21 protein-coding genes and 2 riboswitches are annotated in these 22,104 nt (G+C 40.3%); of the genes, 16 read left to right on the forward strand and 5 right to left on the reverse strand.

The features are described from left to right. Nucleotides 1-137: 137 nt before the first annotated feature. Nucleotides 138-1,241 carry a glycosyltransferase gene (locus ACIQ7T_RS22060; protein WP_402873535.1) on the forward strand — a complete coding sequence of 368 codons (1,104 nt, stop codon included), beginning with the start codon at nucleotides 138-140 and terminating at the stop codon, nucleotides 1,239-1,241. A gap of 320 nt (nucleotides 1,242-1,561) precedes the next feature. Here ACIQ7T_RS22060 and ACIQ7T_RS22065 read toward each other — a convergent pair whose 3' ends face one another. The 5 genes from ACIQ7T_RS22065 to ACIQ7T_RS22085 form a co-directional block, all read right to left on the reverse strand. Continuing rightward, nucleotides 1,562-5,059 (reverse strand): S8 family peptidase, encoded by a 3,498-nt coding sequence (locus ACIQ7T_RS22065; RefSeq protein ID WP_370081277.1) that lies wholly within the window; start codon nucleotides 5,057-5,059, stop codon nucleotides 1,562-1,564. 260 nt (nucleotides 5,060-5,319) lie between these two features. Next, nucleotides 5,320-6,156 (reverse strand): energy-coupling factor ABC transporter ATP-binding protein, encoded by an 837-nt coding sequence (locus tag ACIQ7T_RS22070; RefSeq protein WP_370081275.1) that lies wholly within the window; start codon nucleotides 6,154-6,156, stop codon nucleotides 5,320-5,322. After that, entirely contained in the window at nucleotides 6,156-6,926 is a 771-nt protein-coding gene (cbiQ, locus tag ACIQ7T_RS22075) for a cobalt ECF transporter T component CbiQ (RefSeq protein ID WP_370081273.1), read from the reverse strand. Before cbiQ ends, ACIQ7T_RS22070 begins: the two co-directional genes overlap by 1 nt. 5 nt (nucleotides 6,927-6,931) lie before the next feature. Then, a complete protein-coding gene (locus tag ACIQ7T_RS22080) occupies nucleotides 6,932-7,204 on the reverse strand; it encodes an energy-coupling factor ABC transporter substrate-binding protein (RefSeq protein ID WP_370081271.1) in 273 nt (90 codons plus the stop codon). 1 nt (nucleotide 7,205) lies between these two features. Then, nucleotides 7,206-7,952 carry an energy-coupling factor ABC transporter permease gene (locus ACIQ7T_RS22085; RefSeq protein ID WP_370081269.1) on the reverse strand — a complete coding sequence of 249 codons (747 nt, stop codon included), beginning with the start codon at nucleotides 7,950-7,952 and terminating at the stop codon, nucleotides 7,206-7,208. A 139-nt stretch (nucleotides 7,953-8,091) separates the two neighbouring features. Beyond that, nucleotides 8,092-8,276: riboswitch (cobalamin riboswitch) on the reverse strand. A gap of 229 nt (nucleotides 8,277-8,505) precedes the next feature. Then, nucleotides 8,506-8,688, forward strand: a riboswitch (cobalamin riboswitch). A 138-nt stretch (nucleotides 8,689-8,826) separates the two neighbouring features. Here ACIQ7T_RS22085 and ACIQ7T_RS22090 point away from each other — a divergent pair. From ACIQ7T_RS22090 to ACIQ7T_RS22160, 15 genes are read left to right on the forward strand one after another with little or no spacing between them, the layout of a single operon-like run. Further along, entirely contained in the window at nucleotides 8,827-9,198 is a 372-nt protein-coding gene (locus ACIQ7T_RS22090; RefSeq protein WP_370081267.1) for a (2Fe-2S) ferredoxin domain-containing protein, read from the forward strand. Between the two features lie 4 nt (nucleotides 9,199-9,202). Next, complete coding sequence (gene cobJ / locus ACIQ7T_RS22095; protein ID WP_370081265.1) at nucleotides 9,203-10,873, forward strand: precorrin-3B C(17)-methyltransferase; 1,671 nt, start codon at nucleotides 9,203-9,205, stop codon at nucleotides 10,871-10,873. 14 nt (nucleotides 10,874-10,887) lie between these two features. Next, nucleotides 10,888-11,811 (forward strand): sirohydrochlorin chelatase, encoded by a 924-nt coding sequence (locus ACIQ7T_RS22100; RefSeq protein ID WP_370081263.1) that lies wholly within the window; start codon nucleotides 10,888-10,890, stop codon nucleotides 11,809-11,811. Then, entirely contained in the window at nucleotides 11,808-12,569 is a 762-nt protein-coding gene (gene cobK, locus ACIQ7T_RS22105; RefSeq protein WP_370081261.1) for a precorrin-6A reductase, read from the forward strand. Before ACIQ7T_RS22100 ends, cobK begins: the two co-directional genes overlap by 4 nt. A 12-nt stretch (nucleotides 12,570-12,581) precedes the next feature. Continuing rightward, nucleotides 12,582-13,241, forward strand: a complete 660-nt coding sequence (locus ACIQ7T_RS22110; protein WP_053594968.1) for a precorrin-8X methylmutase — start codon at nucleotides 12,582-12,584, stop codon at nucleotides 13,239-13,241. 32 nt (nucleotides 13,242-13,273) lie between these two features. After that, entirely contained in the window at nucleotides 13,274-14,374 is a 1,101-nt protein-coding gene (locus ACIQ7T_RS22115) for a cobalt-precorrin-5B (C(1))-methyltransferase (RefSeq protein WP_402873603.1), read from the forward strand. Then, entirely contained in the window at nucleotides 14,331-15,551 is a 1,221-nt protein-coding gene (gene cbiE / locus ACIQ7T_RS22120) for a precorrin-6y C5,15-methyltransferase (decarboxylating) subunit CbiE (RefSeq protein ID WP_402873544.1), read from the forward strand. The genes ACIQ7T_RS22115 and cbiE overlap by 44 nt, the downstream gene beginning before the upstream one ends. Next, nucleotides 15,544-16,251, forward strand: coding sequence for a precorrin-2 C(20)-methyltransferase (gene cobI / locus ACIQ7T_RS22125; RefSeq protein WP_402873547.1), 708 nt, complete (start codon nucleotides 15,544-15,546; stop codon nucleotides 16,249-16,251). Before cbiE ends, cobI begins: the two co-directional genes overlap by 8 nt. Further along, nucleotides 16,251-17,036: a precorrin-4 C(11)-methyltransferase gene (cobM, locus tag ACIQ7T_RS22130; RefSeq protein ID WP_402873550.1), complete on the forward strand. Its 786-nt coding sequence runs from the start codon at nucleotides 16,251-16,253 to the stop codon at nucleotides 17,034-17,036. Before cobI ends, cobM begins: the two co-directional genes overlap by 1 nt. Then, nucleotides 17,029-18,150 carry a cobalt-precorrin 5A hydrolase gene (locus ACIQ7T_RS22135; RefSeq protein ID WP_402873553.1) on the forward strand — a complete coding sequence of 374 codons (1,122 nt, stop codon included), beginning with the start codon at nucleotides 17,029-17,031 and terminating at the stop codon, nucleotides 18,148-18,150. Before cobM ends, ACIQ7T_RS22135 begins: the two co-directional genes overlap by 8 nt. Nucleotides 18,151-18,161: 11 nt before the next feature. Then, on the forward strand, nucleotides 18,162-19,529 hold the full coding sequence (locus ACIQ7T_RS22140; RefSeq protein WP_402873556.1) for a cobyrinic acid a,c-diamide synthase CobB: 1,368 nt from the start codon (nucleotides 18,162-18,164) through the stop codon (nucleotides 19,527-19,529). Continuing rightward, entirely contained in the window at nucleotides 19,522-20,160 is a 639-nt protein-coding gene (locus ACIQ7T_RS22145; RefSeq protein ID WP_402873559.1) for a precorrin-2 dehydrogenase/sirohydrochlorin ferrochelatase family protein, read from the forward strand. The genes ACIQ7T_RS22140 and ACIQ7T_RS22145 overlap by 8 nt, the downstream gene beginning before the upstream one ends. Continuing rightward, nucleotides 20,157-20,924: a uroporphyrinogen-III C-methyltransferase gene (gene cobA / locus ACIQ7T_RS22150; protein ID WP_402873562.1), complete on the forward strand. Its 768-nt coding sequence runs from the start codon at nucleotides 20,157-20,159 to the stop codon at nucleotides 20,922-20,924. Before ACIQ7T_RS22145 ends, cobA begins: the two co-directional genes overlap by 4 nt. Nucleotides 20,925-20,961: 37 nt before the next feature. Beyond that, nucleotides 20,962-21,522: a nitroreductase family protein gene (locus tag ACIQ7T_RS22155; RefSeq protein WP_370081246.1), complete on the forward strand. Its 561-nt coding sequence runs from the start codon at nucleotides 20,962-20,964 to the stop codon at nucleotides 21,520-21,522. 14 nt (nucleotides 21,523-21,536) lie between these two features. Next, on the forward strand, nucleotides 21,537-22,073 hold the full coding sequence (locus ACIQ7T_RS22160; protein ID WP_370081244.1) for a cob(I)yrinic acid a,c-diamide adenosyltransferase: 537 nt from the start codon (nucleotides 21,537-21,539) through the stop codon (nucleotides 22,071-22,073). Nucleotides 22,074-22,104 lie beyond the last annotated feature (31 nt).

Raw genomic sequence — 22,104 nt, forward strand, 5'->3', positions numbered from 1 at the left:
TATTTAAAAGAGAGAAAGCATATTGAAAATAAGGTGATTTTACTAGTGTATTCACGGTGCTTATACTATTCTTTTCACGTTATTAAACGAGAAATCATAATTTAATGAAAGCATTTCATTTTAATAAGGGGGATGTTATGTCAAAAAAGATAGCCTTCATATGTAGCGTGGAATCGTATAAGCTTTCCGACGCACATATTTTCAAAGATTTGTGCCTTGTTCCGATTTTGTTAGGTGAATATTTAGGCTATGATGTTAGTATTTTGACGACGGAAATGAATGAGGCATTATTGAAGCAAAATTTTCCTACTGTTACTTTTCAACATATTCCGTTTGGGGATGACTATGTTGCGAATATGAATACCTATTTAATAGAGCATGCGAGGGACATCGATATTGCATTTGCAATAGGGCCGTATCCATCGTATTTTTCGATATTAAAAACCTATAAAAAATATAATCCGAACGGAAAAATTTATATGAAACTAGATGTTAATCGGTTTTGGTTAAATCGATTGAAAACCTATCCTTATTTTACGGAGTTACTCCAGCTTTGTGATGTGCTGTCCTCTGAATGTGAATCCATTCAAAACGCTATTCATGAATTTTCGAATATAGATATTAAACGTATTCCTAATGGCTTTTATGAGCTGTTTCACACGGAGCCTGTTTCATTTAACGAGAAAGAAAATAGAATATTAGCGGTTGGTCGTTTAGATGCTCCTGAAAAACAAATTCTTTTAGCAGTCAAAGCATTTTTAGCAGCACAACTTTCAGATTGGGAATTTCGGTTAGTAGGTCCAATGTCAGAGGCGTTTAGACAGGAGCTGTTGAACGTGCTTGATGGAAACCCATTTGCGGCACAGGTCACTATTTTGGGACCGATTTATGATAAGGTGCAATTGGAGGAGGAGTATAGGAAGGCTAAAATTTTTTGCCTTACCTCTTTAGTAGAATGCTATGCTCATGTCTTTGCTGAGGCCGCAAAGAATGGTTGTTATATCGTTACGACTGATGTAGATGGGGCTGCGGATATTACTCATAATCAACGCTACGGGTCAATTCATCCGACACATGATTGGCAAAGTGTTGGACGGACATTGCAGCAAGTTACGAATCAAGAAGTTTTATTGGCTGATACATGCGAACACCTCCAAGCATTCGCAAGAGCGGAGTTAAATTGGAGAAATATTGTGCAAAAAGTGGCTGAATATTTAGGGGAAAAGCCAAGTTTAAATTAGGTAGAATAAGAGGAAGGGTAGATATCTCTAACATGTCATTATTATAAGGTGATTGGCGTGAAGACAGGGCACCTCCTTGGAGATTTTAGAGCCAGTAGGGGAACAAGGTTAAAAGCATCCTAAGCCTTCTTGATGAACGGAAATAAAATCTTCGTTATGGTGAATAAAACATAAATGTATAAAAAAATCCCCTAGATTTTCCATTGTCTAGGGGATAATCTTTCATTTTTTTGAAAACTTAAATCGTGCAGCTATTACACTACCTTCAACTGAAAAGTCTATTCTTCTACAAAGTTCGTTTTTCAGCCCAAGGCTATATCTTATTTTATTTCAAGTGTATACGGTTGAGTACTAGCTTTGCCGTAATATTCACTTACTTCAATATAGTAAGTGCCTTTATCTAGTTCGACTGTACCTACTTCAGCATCTCCAGCTCCGTAAAGATCTAAAGTTTCTACTGTTTTTCCTTTTGCATCAATAATTCGGATGACGCCATCTAGTGCTTTTTCTGTTTGAAGAGAGAATGACACATTGCGTTTGCTGTCGTTATTAAACTCAAAATAGTCCTTATCACCAAATGGAACACCAGCATTTAGATATTGAGTGGCTACCCATTTATCATCTTTTTTCGAAAGTACAGTTGGTTTTGTCGGTATACCGTTAACTAACTTAGAATCTGCATCTTCATCTGGTTTTTTATGATCAAACAAAGTTAAAGTATATGGCTGGATTGATACTTGTCCAACATTGCTTCCGTTAAGAACAATAAAATAACCGTGATCTTTTTTTGCTTTAAAGGAAGTATTTACATCTGTTGTTCCTCCAAGACCGAGTAACATTTGAAGGAGGTCTTCACCTTGTCCAAATGGAATTTGTGTTGCCATTTCTTCTGGATCGATTTCCATGTTACCATTTGTATCTTCAATAATGACGCCTGAAAACTTTAAGTCATTTTGAAGTTCTTTAGGTAATTGATTTAGTTGTTCTTTTGTAAATGGTACAGAAGAAATAAGAAGACTCATGACTTCATCGTTACCTTTTTGTTTGTAGTAGTAGAAATCAGTATCATCTTGATAAATGAGATGATCTTTGTAAGTGATACCAGGTTGAATCGTGTTAGCAGCTCCTGGTGAATTATTATTTCTATTATCGTCTTCTGGAATTGCTGCCATTTTACTAGTTTTAAGTGTATATGGTTCAGCAGAACGGTCACCAAGATTCATAACTTTTACAACATATGTTTTGTCCTTTTCCAATGCAATTGCCTTAGCATCGTTTGGATCACTTGTTTGTCCTAGAAGTAGCCCTAGTAGTCCCATATCATTCGTTAATGAAGTAACTGGATTTAATTCATTTGTCTTCTCATCGTATTCAAATATAGTCCCAGCTGGTGATTGGTTCATACCTTTTTGAATTTGGAAACCATATACGGCATCTTCTTTAGCAGTAAATGCGAAGTAATCTTCATCATCTTCTGTTTGGAAGTATGCTTTTTGATCTTTGCTGATATCAAAGCGAATTGCTTGGTCCATGATTTGGTCAACGTTTTCTGGTTTATCCATAGCATATGGATTCATGAATATATTCATGAAATCATTTTGTTGCTTACGTTTTTTTGTTTTATATTCAGTTAAAGGTAAAAGACTCTCTTGTACGTTGTCTTCTAGCATCATCGCATTTAATTGAAGGCCATCTTCATCTATAGGATAAGTAACGACTTCACCTTTTAATGTGTAAGGGATGATTGATTCACTAACAGTTTGCTCAGTATCAATACCGCCGCTAAAGAACATATCAAGTGAAAAATTACTACCGGTTTCATTAGATACGCTTATTACATACTCTTCCTCAGGTATAGCATCGACAACTAAGTTTACTCCATCGCCTTTATCCGCGCCGTAAGTTGCTCGAATTGGATAGGCCTCATTTAATCCTTCAACATCGTCTTCCTCTGTCGGAACATTAACTAAGTCTTCTTTTAGAAAAAGCTCCATGGATGCAGTAACACCTGGAATCCCAGTTAAATCAAATTTCAGTGTCGTTGGTTCATTCACTGAAAATGTAAAATAATCTTTGTCACCTAGATGATCTTCAGAAAGTAGGGTATAGTTTTTCCCGGCTGTACTGAATGGGAATTTTTCAATCTTCTCCATATGTTCCATATCTAATGCATCAATTGGTAATTTTTTAGTCGTTTGAGCCGTGAAGACGTAGTTAGAATCACCCTTTGAGCTATAGCTACCATTTTGATCTTTAACTCCAATAAGAAGGGTTCCTTTTTGATCTGCATTATATAGGTATCCTTCTTGCTTGCCTACGCGAACATCATTGACGTTAATTGGTTCTACTTCTTCTTTTTGACCTTCAGGGTAGAAGTATAAATCAAATGCATAATCGTATTTGTTTGCACCTTTTAATGTCAGTTGAGCATACTCATTTGCGTCTAGATCAACCTTGTACCATTTCTTTTCGTCCGGTAACTTGAATTCTCCTTTTTCGGTATTTAAGGTATCTTTTTTAAGAACTTTTGCGTTTTTCAAGCGCTCTTCTTTTGTTTCAGAATACTGTTTTGGTAGATTGTTAATATTAAACTGTAATGCTTTCACAGGATCTACTAGGCCATGTCCATATGTAAGATCATAGCCCTTGTCACCTAAATCCTTTGCAGTCATTTCGAGAATAGCTTCTATTTCATAAGGCTTTAAATCTGGATATTTTGATTTTAGTAGGGATGCCACACCTGCAACAACAGGAGAGGCCATCGATGTTCCGCTAAATTTTACAAAGGAGGATCCTTTTTTCTCATCATAAACTGAACTATATATATCTTCGCCTGGAGCTACTAGATCAACCGATGGGCCGTAGTTTGAATAGCTTGATAGTTTGTTTCTATCATTCGTAGAACCTACACTTATAACGCCTTCGAATGAAGCAGGGAAGGAGTAATTATCTGTCGATTCATTTCCAGCAGCAGCTACAACGGTAATTCCTTTATCAATCGCTTTCTGAACGGCTTCCTCCATTAATGGAGATTCACCATAGCCGCCAAGACTCATATTGATAACATCGGCGCCTTGCTCAATAGCGTAAAGGATTCCTTGTGCAATGGCGAAATCACTAGCACCATCTTTTCCGTTGAATACATCAATTGGAAGAAGCTTGGCATTTGGATTAATCCCATGGCCTCCAATCCCATTATCTTTTGCCGCTCCAACAATGCCTGCTACATGTGTTCCATGCTCACTAGGATAAGAAGTATTGGCAGGTGCTGCAGCATTATATGGTGGTAGCACTTGAGATTTTAAATCAGGATGTTTAAAATCCACGCCACCATCGATAACTGCTACTTTTACCTCGTTGTTACCTGCTAATTCTAGTGCTTTATCAATTTGAAGAAGATTCAAATGATACATATCCTGTTTCTTTGGATCTACTTCAGTGCCAAAGGAATGATACACGTAGCTTGGGGATACACGTTTAACCCCTTTTTGCTTAGTATAATATGAAACTGCTTTTTCTAAATTTGTTCCTTTGTTAAGTTGGATAACATCGTATCCTAATGAAGGAATAGAGCGGATCACTTTTGCGCCAATTTTTTTGTGTGCATTCTTATCAAGACCGGAATGTTTGACGATAATAGTATCCTGACTAATCCATTCTTTTTGATTCTTAGATGATTGTTCCTTATTGCTAGCTATTTTCACTAACTCTTGGTTCTTTGCTGTTTTTTGTGGTGCTTCAGCAAAGGCAGAAGTAGCAGGAACCATTAGTGCTGCGGATGCAACTAAAGCTACTGATTTTTTCTTCCAGTTTTTCAACTGTATTCCCTCCTTGGGTGTTCCAAATATTTGTGACATCTATACTATTACGAATGAACGATAGAAAAGTTTCGTAATAAGTATATATTTTTCCAAAAGTACCATTCTATATTTTACCACGTTCCTCGTTATAAAAATATGTAGAAGGGAAGTCAAAAATCCTCAAAGGACCATAGGGTACATCCTACTCGATTTGTGCGTTTGGAGTAGTAGCGTGGATTCTACTACAATTGAAAAGTACCAAATATGGACAAATTATCTTAAAGCCGCTCAATAAGTCTGTGTAAATCTTTCTTCGAACGAGGCATTTTTATGTTTTTCTCAAATAACTTTTTCTTTTGTAAGGCAACGGCCATTTCAAAGACCCATGGGCGTTCAAGATGGGCTCTTTCAAGCAAATCCTCTTGGAAGAACATTGCTACTGGATCTCCATTGTAAATAATTCTCCCAGCTTCCATCACGATGATTTGATCTGCCCATTCATAGGCTAAGGGGATATCATGCGTTGCCAATAATATTGTTCGTTCCCCGTTTTCTAACATAGCTAAATACTGTAAAACTTGTGCACTATAATAATTATCTAGTCCAGCTGTCGGTTCATCTAATAATAAAACGGAAGGTTCCATTGCAAGTACGCCTGCCATTGCGACACGTTTTTTCTGACCAACACTTAAAAAATGGATCGGTTTATCTAGCAATGCTTCGACTTCGGTTTGAGCGACAGCCCACGCAATTTTTTCCTCGATTTTTTCAGTTGTCCAGCCAAGATTCAAAGGACCAAATGCAATATCTTGCTTAACTGTGCCGGAAAAAAGCTGGTTGTCTGCATCCTGAAAAACAATACCAACCTGTTGGCGTAATTCTTTTAATGCTTTTCTACTATAGTTCAGTTCATTGCCACAAAAGGAGATACTTCCAGCGGTAGGCTTCAAAATACCATTTAAATGCTGAAATAACGTTGATTTCCCGGCTCCATTATGACCAAGTAAAGCGATTTTTTTTCCCTTTGGAATTTGAAGTGTAATATCTGTTAAGGCATGAGTTCCATCTGCATAAGCGTAGGATAAATGTGTTAAATCAAAGTATAAATCTGTCATCAGAAAAAACCTCCATAAATGATGAGGAGTATAAAAATAGCAGCAATACCTATCCAATTTTTCGTGTTACAGGGAACATCATCCTGCCAATAGACCATTTCGCCACCACGTGCTTCCATTGCATTGTTTAGCTCACGACTGCGTTGGAACATCTCGACAAATAAAGCTGCAATTAGCATTGATACCGATCGAAGCCACTGCATAGGGGAGCTGTATCCCAGACGAGCCTGTTGGGCAAGATGAATTTTTTGCATACTGTCTAAAAAGATAAAAATAAAACGATACGTTAGCTCTACTAACTCTACAAATAGAGTTGGGAGTCGCCATTGTCGTAAGACGTAACAAATAGATTGGACTGATGTTGTGAGAATTAAAAAATACAAACAGCTAATGCTGCCAAGGACGATGAAAAAAAGCTGCTGCGCTGTTACTAGGCTTGCACTGCTGACAAAAATTGTCCAATTATGAAGAGAAAATGACCAAATGTTTGAAGGAAGCCTGTTTGTCGCTGGCGCGATAGAAATTAAAATGGATACTAAACTTGATAGTAAAAAAAATCCAGGTAGCAACAATAACTTTGCGTAATATTTAGCAGGGATTTTTGCGCCTAAAATGATAAAAGCACTCATCACAATAAATGTAATGAGTGAAATTCGTTCATCTCTCATGATAAGCGACAATAAAAGCAGTCCAAGGGATAACGTCATTTTTTCTAGCGGATGAACAGACGCTAGTTTATTCAAATAAGCATACTTATCAATGAGTAACATAGCGTTTAACCTTCTTTATGTTTGCCGCGCATTAAGCCGATGAAATACCCGATGAAACCAGCACCGATAGCAGCTTGTAGTGCGAATAATAAGCTTTCAATTTCACCACTTGGTGGTTCCCATAAGCTTTCAAACCATGGCTCGTAGCTAGCATCTATTTCACTAATTGCTGCTTCCGCTTCGCCATCAGCCCCTTCGAATTCAGCACCTTTTTGAATAAACAGGGGAACGATTGCTAACAACACAACAATGGCGATGAGCAGTAAGTTTTTTTTCATTTTAGTGAGCCTCCTTTGCAGAGAACACACGTAGAGCTTTTAGTTCACTCACATTGTATTTTTTCAGAAAGTTCATAACGATCACTGTTAAAATTCCTTCACTAACAGCAAGAGGAATTTGTGTTAACGCAAAAATACCAGCAAATTTAGTGAATGAAGCCATAAAGCCTCCGACCTCAGAAGGGAAGGCAAGAGCTAATTGGACAGAAGTGACAATATATGTACCTAAGTCACCAAGCATTGCTGCTAAAAAGACAGCAATGGAAAAGGATAGTCCCAATTTTTGTGAGCCCTTAAATACATAGTAGGCGATAATAGGACCCATAATTGCCATAGAAAAAGTGTTTGCCCCTAATGTTGTAAGCCCACCATGCGCTAACAGTAAAGATTGGAATAATAATACGATTGTCCCGATAACACTCATCGCTAATGGTCCAAAAAGAACTGTTCCAAGTCCAACACCTGTAGGATGCGAGCAACTTCCTGTTACAGAAGGGATTTTTAAGGCAGAAAGTACAAAGGCAAAGGCACCCGAAAGCCCTAATATCATTTTTGTTTCAGGATTTTCATCAATGGTTTTACGAATAGAACGTAATCCTAAAATAATAAATGGAATCGAAATGACCCACCAAAAAATCGCCCATTCGATTGGCAAAAAGCCCTCCATTATATGCATCGCAAATGCACGATTTGGTACGAATAAAAATGCCAATAAAAAATAACTAAGCTTCCAACCTGAAAATTTCAAAAATCTCTCCTCCTTACATTAAAATTTTTAGAAAAAGTATGCGAAAAAAAGCACTTCTCCGATAGTGGAAAAGTGCATAGCTAAAAAAGCAAATAAAATTCTAATCTGCTAAGCCGCACACCCATCCTCGTAGGTTGAAACGATCACATATTTTTCGGCAGGTCTCCTGGCTTTAGTTCAACGTTTTATAGGCCTTCCCATCCTTTGGACAGTGACATTATCTATAAAACTCCCTAATACAGTGGCGGGACCGCGCCGGACTTAAACCGGCTTCCCTTTTAAGCGAAATGCTGAACATTTCACACCGAAAAAAAGATGAAGTTGTGAGATTTCACGACAAAGTGTAACACGAATTTCCATATATATGCTATCCCTTTTGTGAAAAAATTTTAAATTGGGTGTCTATGTCGAAAATTTAGATAAATAGAAAATGGATGTCGCATTTTTCTATGGAATTTTAAAAAAATTGTCACAAATTAAGAAAGAAATATTGAAATTTTAAAAAAATAAGCTATGATAGAAACAGTTTTCAATTACAAAAAAACCATATAATTCATATAAAACATCCATAAGTGCTTGAATATTCAAGATAATAGGGAAATCGGTGAAAGTCCGATACAGCCCCCGCTACTGTAATAGCTGATGAAATCGCGGATGCCACTAGTGAAAACTTAGGAAGGCGCGAAAGTAAAAGGAAGCTTAAGTCAGGAAACCTGCTTATGTGATGATGCAAGCAAACTTTTCGGAGGGAGAAGTTGAAGCGAAAGCGAGTACCAGTATATATTCGTTTTTATTTGGCTTCTACTAAACCTTTACTCTTCGTCTAGAGTAAAGGTTTTTCTTTTTCCTAAAAGCATATGAGGGGAGAACGACTATGACAACTTGGAATTTAGAGGGGATGAAAACACATCTTTTTATTTGCAATGGTAGTAGTTGTATGAAAAAAGATGCTGAGGACATTACACAGGCAATTCGTGATGAAATACAGTTACTGGAGCTTGATAAGGAGATACATACAACAAGGACCCGCTGTAATGGCAGGTGTAAGGATGCTTGTGTTGTCATTGCATATCCTCAGGGCAATTGGTACCGAGTGCCAACGAAGGAGCATGCGAGAGTACTTGTACAAGATTTAAATCATGAAGCGTTACATAATGAGCATGTTTTTACATTGCGTGAAGGTTCGTTGCAGCGTACAGCACAAACAACAGCCATTAAAGGCATTGAAAAGGTGAAAGAGGGGTAACAAAATGGCTCAAAAAGGTAAGATTTTCGTAGTTGGCTTTGGCCCTGGAGACTTTAAACATATTACGACTCGTGCTGTGGAGGCACTACAACAAAGTCATATGATTATAGGCTATAAAACTTATGTTGAACTGATTCAGGATTTAGTTAGTGCAAAGTCGATTATTAGTACTGGTATGACAGAGGAAGTTTCACGTGCGCAAGAAGCGGTGCGTCAAGCAGAGGCTGGAAGTATCGTATCGGTCATTTCCAGTGGGGATGCCGGGGTTTATGGAATGGCAGGATTAGTGTATGAGGTATTAATCGAGCTAGGCTGGACAGAAGCAACTGGTATCGAGGTAGAAATTGTTCCAGGTATTTCAGCTATTAATTCATGTGCCAGTTTACTAGGTGCTCCCATTATGCATGACGCCTGTACCATTAGTTTAAGTGACCACTTAACACCTTGGAATTTAATTGCAAAACGAGTAGAAGCAGCAGCAATGGCGGATTTTGTTATTGCTCTTTATAACCCGAAAAGTGGACGTCGTACGAGACAAATTGTAGAGGCACAACGAATTTTATTGGAATATCGTTCGCCAGATACACCAGTTGGACTTGTGAAAAGCGCGTATCGTGACCGTCAGGAAATAACGATGACTACTTTAGCAGAAATGCTTGAACATGATATCGGCATGTTAACAACGGTTATTATCGGGAATTCAACAACATTCTTCTACGACAATAAAATGATTACGCCACGTGGTTATCAGCGTAAATATACACTTGGTGAGGAAAAACAACCGTTACGACCACATCAACGACTTAAAGAAGAAAATGAACCATGGGCGATGAATCAAGAAACAGGAGCAGCACGTAATGATTTTGCGACAGATCCTAATGCCAATCGTATTAAGCCCAGTTTAGCCATAACACCACAACAAAAGCCTAAAAAATCGTCACTTGAAATGGCGACAGCTGCTCTTACTATGGTAAAGGGAACAAGCGCGGTGAAAGTAACACCTAAGCGTGTTCAACAAAAAATCGAATCTATTTTTGAATTAGCGGTTAGTCCTGGGGTTGCCAATAAGTTCTTTAGTCCTCAACAAATGATGACGTTGGCTGAGGTAGTTGGTGAGGAAGGAACGATGGAGTATACACCAGACCATCAAATTCATTTGAAAGTTCCAACGTCCGAGCCTGAAGAGGTTACCGCAAAGCTTCGTGAAGTTGGCTTTTTACTAGCACCAATTGGTGACGTGCTATCGTTAAAGGCTTGTGACTTCTGTTATGGAGAAAAGTTCGATTCGATTCCATATGCGGAAGAAATTCAAGAAAAGCTTGGTGGTATGTCGTTACCGAAAACATTAAATATCGGCTTTAACGGCTGCGGTATGGCATGTTATCGAGCAGTATTTGATGATATTGGCATTGTTTATCGTAAAAGTAAATTTGATGTTTTTATTGGTGCCAAGCCGGTTGGTCGTACAGCACATGCGGCCCAGCCAGTTGTTGAGGGATTAGAGCCTGAACAGCTCATCCCACTTATTACCGATATTATCGAAGAATATAAAGCAAATGCACATCCAAATGAACGTTTGTTTAAATACTTCAAGCGTGTGAAAAAGATATTACATTTTACGTATCAGGATATGTCTTCAAAAATAAAAGTAGAGCCCGCTCCATGCGGCGACTAGTGAGGAGTAATAAGATGAAAGCAATTTTATTTGTCGGCCACGGGAGCCGTTTAGCTGCAGGAAATGATGAGGTACGCACGTTTATCGAGCAAATGACACCTCGTATTGATGATAGCTTTTTAGTAGAAACATGTTTTTTAGAGTTCGCTTCGCCGAACATTGAAGAAGGTATTACGAACTGTGTGAAGAAGGGTGCTACAGAGGTACACGTTATTCCGATTATCCTTCTTCATGCTGGACATTCAAAAATGCATATTCCAGCAGAAATCGAACATGCGCGTGAGCATTATCCGAATATAACGTTCACATATGGTCAAACAATCGGTATCCATGAAGAAATATTTGCGATTTTAGAAGATCGTTTAGCAGAAATCGGCTTTAATGCGGAAGAAGAACAGAAGGATACTGCCATTTTATTAATTGCACGAGGCGGTAGTGACCCATATGCAAATGGTGATTTTTATAAAATTACACGTTTGTTATGGGAAAAACTCCCGGTTCAGTATGTAGAAAGCGCGTTTATGGGCGTCACAGATCCGCGTGTTGAAGAAGGAATAGAGCGCTGTGTGAAGCTGGGTGCTAAAAAAGTCATTATGCTACCGTACTTTTTATTCACAGGTATCCTAATGGAACGAATGAATGGTATGTGTAAGCAATTTAACGAAAAATATCCTGAATGTGATATTCAAATTGCTAACTATTTTGGCTATCATGAGCGTTTACAAAATGTGCTATTAGAGCGTATTGAGCAAGCTGTGAATGGTACATCAACAGGTATGCAAGATTTAGAAAATTATCGTGCTTATGCGGCAGTGCATGGACATGCGCATCATCATCACCATCATGACCACGATCATGGACATGATCATGATCATCACGATCACCATGATCACGATCACGACCATCATCACCATCATGAAGAGGAGCCAGTGAAATGATTTTCATGTTAGCAGGGACGAGCGATGCTAGGAATCTAGCACTTGAAATCCAGTCAGCAGGTTATGCTGTGACAGCAACGGTCGTTACTGAATCAGCTGCTTCTAGCCTGGCAGAAGTAGGCCTTCCTTATTTAATCGGTCGTTTAACAGCGGATGAAATGGCGACGATTATTACGGAGCGAGGGTACCGTTTAGTTGTAGATGCCTCTCATCCATTTGCTGAAGAAGCTTCAAAAAATGCCATGGCGGCAGCTGAGCTAGCAAATGTTCCTTATATTCGCTATGAACGTGCTCATGAGCATTATGCCCATCCACTAATTACGGTAGTGAAAGATTATGAGGAGGCTGCCCATTTAGCAGCGGAAATACGTGGTGTCATTATGCTAACGACGGGCAGTAAAACGCTAGCAACCTTTACGAAGGTATTACATGGTTTAGAAAATACACGAGTGATTGCGCGTATGCTTCCTCGACTCGATAATATGGAAAAATGCGAAGCACTTGGTGTGGCACAAAGAGATATTGTTGCCATACAGGGCCCTTTTTCAAAGGAATTAAACGAAGCCCTCTTTCGTCAATATGATGTGACATTGATGATCACGAAAGAAAGCGGCAAGGTTGGCTCGGTGGATGAAAAGCTAGACGCTGCCCTTGCATGTGGCATTGAAACGATTTTAATTGCAAGACCAAATATAAAATACGGACAGCAATATTTTACATTTGAAGATGTATTACAAGCTGTACAAAACACACTTTAGGAGGCCATTCAGATGGATTTTAAAACAGATTTCAAACCTTTAACAGTAGACCCAGATAAAATTTACGATTACAGTTTTTCAATTATTGCAGAGGAAATGGGCGAGCATAACTTCTCAGAGGATGAGTGGAAAGTTGTTCGTCGTATCATTCACGCTTCTGCTGACTTTGAATTAGGACGTAGCGTTATTATTACACCAGGAGCACTTGAGGCCGGTATTAAATCAATCCTTGCTGGTCGCCATGTCATTGCAGATGTGCAAATGATCGAAAGTGGTTCAGGGAAAAAACGCTTCCAAAAGCATGGTGGCGATTTACACTGTTATATTGCTGATGAAGACGTATCGATTGAGGCGAAAAAACAAAACACAACACGTGCAATTATTTCTATGCAAAAGGCTACTAAATTACATGAAGGTGGCATCTATGCAATTGGGAATGCACCAACAGCATTACTTGAATTAATTCGTTTAATTAAAGAAGGCTTAGCGAAACCAGATTTAATTATCGGTATGCCCGTTGGTTTCGTGTCAGCTGCTGAATCGAAGGAAGAGCTGTTAAAACTAGAAGGTATTCCGTATATTACAAATGTTGGTCGTAAAGGCGGTAGTACAGTGACGGTTGCCGCATTGAATGCTGTCTCACTTTTAGCGGATGAACAGGCGAAAAAATAGTGGAGCGGAAGCCAAAAAAGGATCCCAAAGACATGCGTCACGGTTATACAACGGGATCCTGTGCAACTGCAGTAACGAAGGCCGCATTACTTGCCTTAATTACAAATGAAGAGCAAGAAACTAGTACCATTCATTTACCGATTGGGCGAGATGCGACCTTTACGATAGAAAGATGTACATTTCAGCAGGATGCTGTCAGCTGTGAAACGATTAAAGATGCTGGTGATGACCCAGACGCAACACATAAAGCACTCATTATCGGCACGGTGAGCTGGTCGGATATACCAGGTATTCATCTGGACGGTGGAATTGGTGTCGGGCGTGTAACAAAGCCCGGCTTACCAGTACCTGTCGGAGAAGCGGCCATCAATCCAGTACCACGGAAGATGATTCATAGTACTGTACAAGGCGTACTTGATGAATTTCAAATTAAACGAGGCGTTAACGTAGTTATTTCCGTCCCTAAAGGTGAGGAAATTGCTAAAAAAACGTTAAATGGGAGACTTGGTATTATTGGAGGCATCTCCATTTTAGGCACAAGGGGAACCGTCGTGCCTTTTTCGAGTTCCGCCTATATGGCCAGCATTGTCCAAGCGATTAGTGTTGCAAAAGAGGCTGGTTGTGAGCATCTAGTTGTGACGACTGGTGGCCGCAGTGAAAAGTATGGGATGGCACAGTACCCTCATTTGCCAGAGGAAGCGTTTATAGAAATGGGCGATTTTGTAGGCTTTACATTAAAGCATTGTAAACGACTTGGTATGAAGCAAGTATCGCTTGTTGGTATGATGGGGAAATTCTCGAAGGTGGCACAAGGTGTCATGATGGTGCACTCCAAAAGTGCTCCTATTGATTTTAACTTTTTAGCACAATTAGCAGTGGATATAGGTGCAGATGAAGAAACCGTTACAAACGTACGAGAGGCAAACACTGCTTCACAGGTCGGAGAAATTATGGCAGAAAAGGGCTATGATGCATTTTTCAACCACTTATGTGAAGCTTGCTGTTATTCTTCATTACATCATATTAAGGGCGGTTTAACGCTTTCCACATCGATCTATTCGATGCAGGGACAATTATTAGGAAGGGCTGATGACATTGCATCGATCGATGAAATTGATTGGGATCGGGGATAACGGACAAGAAAGCTTACTACCGCAATATGTACAGTGGATCGAAGACTGTGAGGTACTTGTTGGTGGAGAGCGTGTTCTAGAATTTTTCCCAAACTTTACTGGAGAAAAAATGTTGATTAAAGGTGGTCTTTCAGCGCTTGTCGAAAGGTTATCTGCAGAAACAAGAAATACAGTTATTTTAGCGTCAGGTGATCCATTATTTTACGGAATCGGTGGTTATTTAGCGAAAAAGCTAGACATTGACGTTTATCCATATATGAGCTCTGTGCAGCTTGCTTTTTCAAAGATGGGGGAAAGCTGGCAGGATGCTTATGTTACAAGTATTCATGGGCGCTCCATGAAAGGCTTAGCACAACGAATTGATGGTAAAAAGAAAGTGGCATTGCTAACAGATGCAGAGAATAATCCGAATGAGTTGGCACGTTATTTAAAGCACTTTGGCATGACAGAGTACCGTGCATTTGTCGCAGAAAATTTACAGGGCACAAATGAAAAATTCGGTTGGTATTCGCTTGATGAATTAGAAATGGCTGATTTTTCTCCATTAAATGTTGTCATTTTACAGCAAACTTCAGAACCGAAACGCTATGCACTCGGTATCGATGATGAAGAATTCTCACAGCGTAAGCCAGACAAAGGGCTGATTACGAAAAAAGAAATTCGTGTCTTAAGTTTACAAGCGATGCAACTGCAAAAGGATAGCACTATTTGGGACGTTGGGACATGTACGGGTTCGATGGCAATTGAGGCAGGCAAGCTTGCGCCAGAAGGTCAAATATTTGCCGTGGAGAAAAACGCTCCAGATTTAGAAAATTGCCTGCAAAATCAGCAAAAGTTCCGTGTAGATATTACAGCTATTCATAGTAAAGCGCCAGCAGGACTTGAAAACTTCCCTGATCCGGATGCGATTTTTATCGGCGGCACGGGAGGAGAAATGGTGGAGTTATTACAATTGTGCTGTACACGCTTAAAGCCAAATGGTCGTATTGTCTTGAATGCTGCAACCATTGAAAATTTATATAAAGCAGTCGAAGCGTTTAAGTCTTGTGGCTTTGCTGTAGACATCTTGCAGGCACAGCTTGCGCGCAGTAAACCAATATTAGATATGACACGTTTTGTCCCATTAAATCCAATTTACATTATTTCTGCATATCGAAAGGAAGAAAATCATGAGTAATCTTGGTATTTTATATGGCTTGGGCGTAGGTCCTGGCGATCCAGAGTTAATTACAGTTAAGGCATTCCGTGTCATTCAAGAATCGCCTGTTATTGCCTATCCGAAAAAACTAAAAGGCAGTAAAAGTTATGCGCATCGTATCGTAGATGTTTATATTAACCCAGAAGAGAAGGACATGCTTGGACTAGTATTTCCAATGACAAAAGATGAAGCAGTATTAGAACGTGAATGGACGAAATCAGTGGAACTTGTCTATGGAAAATTAAAAGAAGGTAAGGATGTCGCATTTGTTACAGAAGGTGACCCATTATTATATAGTACGTTCATCCATATGATGAAGCTTATGCAGGACATGCACCCGGACGTTGAAATTCAAACAGTTCCTGGTATTTCTTCGTTCAACGGTTCAGCATCACGACTTGGCATTGCGCTGGCAGATGGCGATGATCGTGTTGCCATTGTCCCTGCCCATGATAACTATGAGGCGATGCGTGAAGCGATTGAAAGTCACGATGCAGTGGTGTTCATAAAAGTAGCGAAGGTTATTGATTTAATGCTTGAGGTGCTTCGTGATTTAGATTTACTTGATAAGGCATCAGTCGTAACAAAGGTAACGTCAGACGAAGAGATTATTTGGGATGTACGCGAGCTAGACGGTGTCGATTTAGAATATTTAACGTTAATGGTGGTGCGTAAATAATGAAGAAAATATATATTGTCGGCGCTGGTCCTGGTGATCCAGATTTAATTACAGTGAAGGGTTTACATATGCTACAAACAGCGGACGTAGTAATGTATACAGATTCTTTAGTGAGTGAGGACCTTATTGCAAAGGCACGACCAGATGCAGAGGTTATTCGTACGGCAGGTATGCATTTAGAGGAAATGGTAGCGACTATGGTAGATCGTGTCAATGCGGGGAAAGTGGTAGCTCGTATGCATACAGGGGACCCTGCGATGTATGGAGCCATCATGGAGCAGGTGGCACTATTAAAAAAAGAAGGTATTGGTTACGAGGTTATTCCTGGTGTTAGCTCTGTCTTCGCTTCTGCAGCGGCAATTGGGGCAGAATTAACTATTCCTGACTTAACACAAACACTTATTTTAACGCGTGCCGAAGGACGTACTCCTGTACCAGAATTTGAAAAGCTACGTGATTTAGCAAGTCATCATTGTACAATTGCCTTATTCCTGAGCGCAACGTTAACAAAGAAAATAGTAAAAGAATTACAAAATGCTGGCTGGGCTGATGATACACCAGTAGCTGTTATTCAACGAGCTTCTTGGCCAGATCAAAAAATCGTACGTACAACATTAATTGAACTGGATGAAGCCATGCGTGTAAACGGTGTTCGTAAGCATGCGATGATTTTAGCTGGCTGGGCATTAGATCCAGATATTCATGATAAAGATCAATATCGTTCGAAATTATATGATGCTACTTTTACACATGGCTTTAGAAAAGGCGTGAAGACTAGTGATTGAGTTACAAGAGGGCGTATTGCCAGAGGTTGACCAACGAAATCCTTATGCAGTTGTCGCCATTACAAAGCACGGTGTTCAAATTGGACGTCGCTTGCAGCAAACCTTTGCTGCGAGCGACTTATATTACATGAGTAAATTCGAGCAAGGTGATGAAGCAGAAAAGCATATTCAGATGTTTACAGGTACTGTGCGTTTACTGTTGCCTACTCTTTTTAAGCAATATAAAGGCTTAATTTTAATCATTTCACTCGGTGCAGTTGTACGCATGATAGCACCGATTTTAAAGGATAAAAAGACAGATCCAGGCGTTGTTGTCATTGACGATCGTGGTGAAAACGTAATTAGCGTGTTATCGGGACATTTAGGTGGCGCCAATGAACTGACACATGAAGTAGCTGCAGCACTTGGAGCAAATCCGATTATTACAACAGCCTCAGATGTGCAAAAGACCATTCCGGTTGATTTATTTGGTGCACGTTTTGGCTGGGTATGGGATAGCGCCGTTAAACTGACACCTGTCAGTGCCTCTGTTGTTAACGAGGAGCATGTTGCAATCGTTCAGGAAACGGGGGAACGTGATTGGTGGATGCGTGACACAGCAATGCCAGAACAAATTAAAATTTACCCGTCAACATATGCTGCGATTGAAGCGAAACCACATGCTACTCTGCTGATTACTGACCGCATCATTGACCCGGAGGAAGAAGTACTTCTTGAAAATGGTGTCATTTATCGACCAAAATCGGTCGTGCTTGGCATGGGCTGTAATCGTGGAACAGCTGTGGAAGAAATTGAGCAAGTCATTGATGAAACTCTTGCAGAGCTGAAGCTTTCGAAAAAAAGTGTGAAAGCGCTATGCACGATTGATTTAAAGAAGGACGAGCAATGCCTACTAGAAATAACGAAGAAATACGATTGGGAGTTTGTAACATATTCACCGGCGGAATTAAATGAAATTGATTTCCCATCACCTTCGGAAACCGTATTTAAATATACAGGAGCATACGGGGTGAGTGAGCCTGCAGCTATGCGTTATGCGCAGGTCGATTCGCTTGTGCTAGAAAAGAAAAAATCGGGCAATGCTACAATCTCAGTTGCTAGATTAACATTTTAAGGAGGAAGCCTATGCAAACGAATCGCTTTGTACTTGCTGGTACTGGTAGTGGAGTTGGTAAAACAACCTTTACCATTGGACTCATGAAAGCGTTACAAGAAAAGGGCAAAATTGTGCAAGGCTTTAAATGTGGTCCCGATTATATTGACCCTACCTATCATACTGCCGTAACAGGACGTGTATCTCGCAATATCGATAGTTGGATGTTTTCACATGAAGCAGTGCGTGATATAGTCGCGCGCGCAAGCAAAGATGCTGATGTTTCCATTATTGAAGGAGTTATGGGCTTTTATGATGGCAAAAGTCCGCTATCGGATGCTGGCTCTGCAGCAGACATTAGTGTTGTCACAGAGAGTCCTGTTATTTTAATTGTCAATTGTGCAAGTATGGCACGAAGTGTAGCGGCAGTTGTGAAAGGTTTTCAATTGTTGTCGGATCAACCGAATATCGTTGGTGTCATTGCCAACCAAGTCGGAAGTGTTGGTCATTATGAGATTGCGAAGGCTGCCATCGAGCAGGAATGTGGTATTCCTGTCATCGGCTATTTGAAGCGTGAGGAAGGGATTGATATTCCTAGTCGTCATTTAGGATTAGTTCCTGCCATCGAACGAGGAGAACTCGATACATTTTTTGATAAGCTAGGCGCTCTAATGGCTGACACCATTGATTTAGATCAATTGCTTGCATTAACAAAGGCTCCTGTTCTACAAGAATCAGGACAACTATATGCGGAGCAACCATCTCAAAATATTTGCATCGCTGTAGCAAAGGATGCCGCGTTTAACTTTTATTATGAAGAGAATTTGAATTTACTGCGTGCAAAAGGAGCCGAGCTTCAATTTTTCTCACCACTTGCGAATGAGCCTGTACCGACTGAAGCAGACGGATTGTATATAGGTGGGGGCTTCCCAGAGGAATTTGCAGATATTTTAGCGGATAATTCGGATGCCAAAAAGTCTATTCGTGAAGCAATTGCCAAAGGTCTTCCAACATTAGCTGAGTGTGGTGGCTTTATGTATTTGACGGAGGCTATTACGAATAGCAATGGTGACCGTTATGACATGGTTGGTGTTATTCCGGGAGAAGTAGCGATGCAAACAAAACTAGCGGCTCTCGGCTACCGTGAGATTTTCGGCACACCAAATAATTTTTTAATTGGTACGGATGAAGAAGCAAAGGGACATGAATTCCACTATTCAAAATATAGCGGCTCGCATAATACGCCGGCCTATGAAACGAAGGGGCGCTTTGGTAACAAGAAAGAGGGCTACCAAGAAGGAAATTTAGTAGCTGGCTATACGCATTTTCATTTTGTATCTAACCCAAAGCTTGTTGACAATTGGCTAACAGCTTGTAAGAAGGTGAAAAATCATGACTAATTATTTTCCTATTCATATCAATATTGAATATAAAACCGTAGTAATTGTTGGAGGAGGGCACGTAGCAACACAGAAGGTAGCTTCACTGCTTCCAGCTAAAGCTAATATCGTCGTTGTCAGTCCAACTCTAGATGAATCCTTACTGCCTCTTGCTGAGTCAGGGCAAATTACGTGGCGTGAAAAAGAATTTGAAGCGCGTGATTTAGATGATGCATCGCTCATCATTGCGGCAACAAATGATACGTCAGTAAATGAGGCTGTCCAAGAAGCGGCACAACATTGGCAGCTCATCAACCGTGCAGATGCACAGGCTGAAAGCGACTTTATAACGCCAGCAACAGTGCGCCGTGGTCCTTTAGTGTTAACAGTGTCAACGTCAGGTGCCAGTCCAGCACTAGCGCGTAAAATCAAAGCTGATCTCGAAGAGCAATTTGATGACGTTTATGATGACTATGTATGCTTCCTACAGCAAGCACGTTTAATGATTGCTGCTAAGTTTGAAAAAGGCTCACAAAGACGTACCGCTTTACAAGCATTACTTGAACCAAACCTACTAGAATGGACACGTAGTGGAGAGATTGATAGACGTGAAGCATTTTTACAACAAATACTGATGGGAGAAGCGCGATGAAAGACGGAATAGTGTATTTAGTTGGAGCTGGACCAGGAGATCCAAAGCTCATTACAGTATACGGGCTCGAATGTATTCAAAAGGCTGATGTCATTGCATATGACCGTCTTGTGAACCCGAAATTACTAGAGTTTGCGAAAAAAGATGCTGAGCTTGTGTACTGTGGTAAATTACCTGGTAAGCATCACTTAATTCAAGATGAGATTCATACATTACTCGTCGAAAAAGCGCAGGAAGGCAAGGTTGTCACACGATTAAAAGGTGGCGATCCATTTGTTTTTGGTCGTGGTGCAGAAGAAGCGGAAATTTTAAAAAGTCATGGTATTGCTTATGAAATTGTGCCAGGTATTACAGCTGGAATTGCTGCCCCAGCGTATGCCGGCATCCCTGTAACACACCGTGATTTTGCAACAAGCTTTGCGCTTGTAACAGGGCATGGTCGTGAGGAAAAAGGACAGGACTTTTTAAATTGGCCAGCACTTGCAACAGGCATCGATACAGTCGCCTTTTATATGAGTGTTGGTAATATTGCTTATATTTCTAGAAAGCTCATCGAAAATGGTCGCAAAGCAACTACTCCAGTGGCCGTTATTGAGTGGGGAACAACAGAGCAACAGCGTACCATTACAGGACAGCTTGATGAAATTGCAAGCATTATTGAACGAGAAGGCTATCATAATCCTTCCATGATCGTCGTTGGCGAAGTCGTCAATGTACGTGACAAAATTCAATGGTTTGAAGAACAGGGACTAGGCCTTACATAAAGACAAAAGTTATTTGAGCATAGGGAGGAAACACATCATGACAGTAATCGAGGCTTTAAAAAATCGTCGAGCGATTCGCAATTACACGACACAGCCTGTTGAAAAAGAAAAAATCGAGCAAATTTTACAAGCAGCAACTTATGCTCCAAATGACCGTATGCGCGAACCTTGGCATTTTTATGTTATTCAAGGCGATGCGATGAAACGCTACGAGGAAATGGCAAATGCTTATTTGCAAGAGCGATTCCCCACAAAACCAAATTTAGTGGAAAGCTCGTTAAAAGTTGTTCAAACAACGCCTGTGGCCATTGTTGTGACAGCAGATATAGTAGAAGACGATGCTGATGCGACAGCAGATAATGTCTTTGCTGTATGTAGCGCTATTATGTCTATGTGGCTTACCGCAGAGGAGCAAGGACTTGGCTTCGTATGGCGTACACGTGGTGTAGGGCTTGTTCATGACCCGCGTATGCACGCATTCATTGGCGCAAGTGAATCACAAAAAGTAGTAGGAACGATCTTTATTGGCTACCCAGAAGAGCAGGAGCTTAAAGACAAGAAACGTACCTCATTTGAAGAAAAAACAACATGGCTTTAAGGGAGGCTTAAAGAATGGCTAGAAAAGGCTTGCTTTTAGTTTATACAGGTGAAGGGAAGGGCAAAACAACAGCTTCTCTTGGTGTCACATTACGCGCAGTAGGTCGAGGCCTAAAGGTGCGTTACATGCAATTTATTAAATCACCAGAGCGTACATACGGTGAGCAAATTGCTCTTCGGAAGCTTGGCGTAGAAATGGAGCAAATGGGAATCGGCTTCACTTGGACAAAAACACCCGAGGAGCATCGCGCTGCGTTAGCAAAGGCATGGAAAAAAACAAAGGCCGCTCTGCAAGACGACAGTATTGATGTACTCGTATTAGACGAGCTCAACAATGCGCTTGCTATTACAAAATTCCCAATCGATGATGTGCTCCCATTAGCCGAAGTCATTGAAGCTATTCAACAGCGCCCATCTACAATGCATTTAGTTGTAACAGGCCGTAGCGCCAATCCAGCGCTAATTGCAATGGCTGATTTAGTATCAACCATCGATGCGACAAAGCATTATTATGACGAAGGCATTCCAGCTGTTAAAGGTCTTGAATTCTAATTAGATCCTCTTGCAGCGGTGGGTACCCGCG

The sequence above is a fragment of the Lysinibacillus sp. NPDC096212 genome, assembly GCF_044763105.1.
In the GTDB taxonomy this organism is placed as follows: domain Bacteria; phylum Bacillota; class Bacilli; order Bacillales_A; family Planococcaceae; genus Lysinibacillus.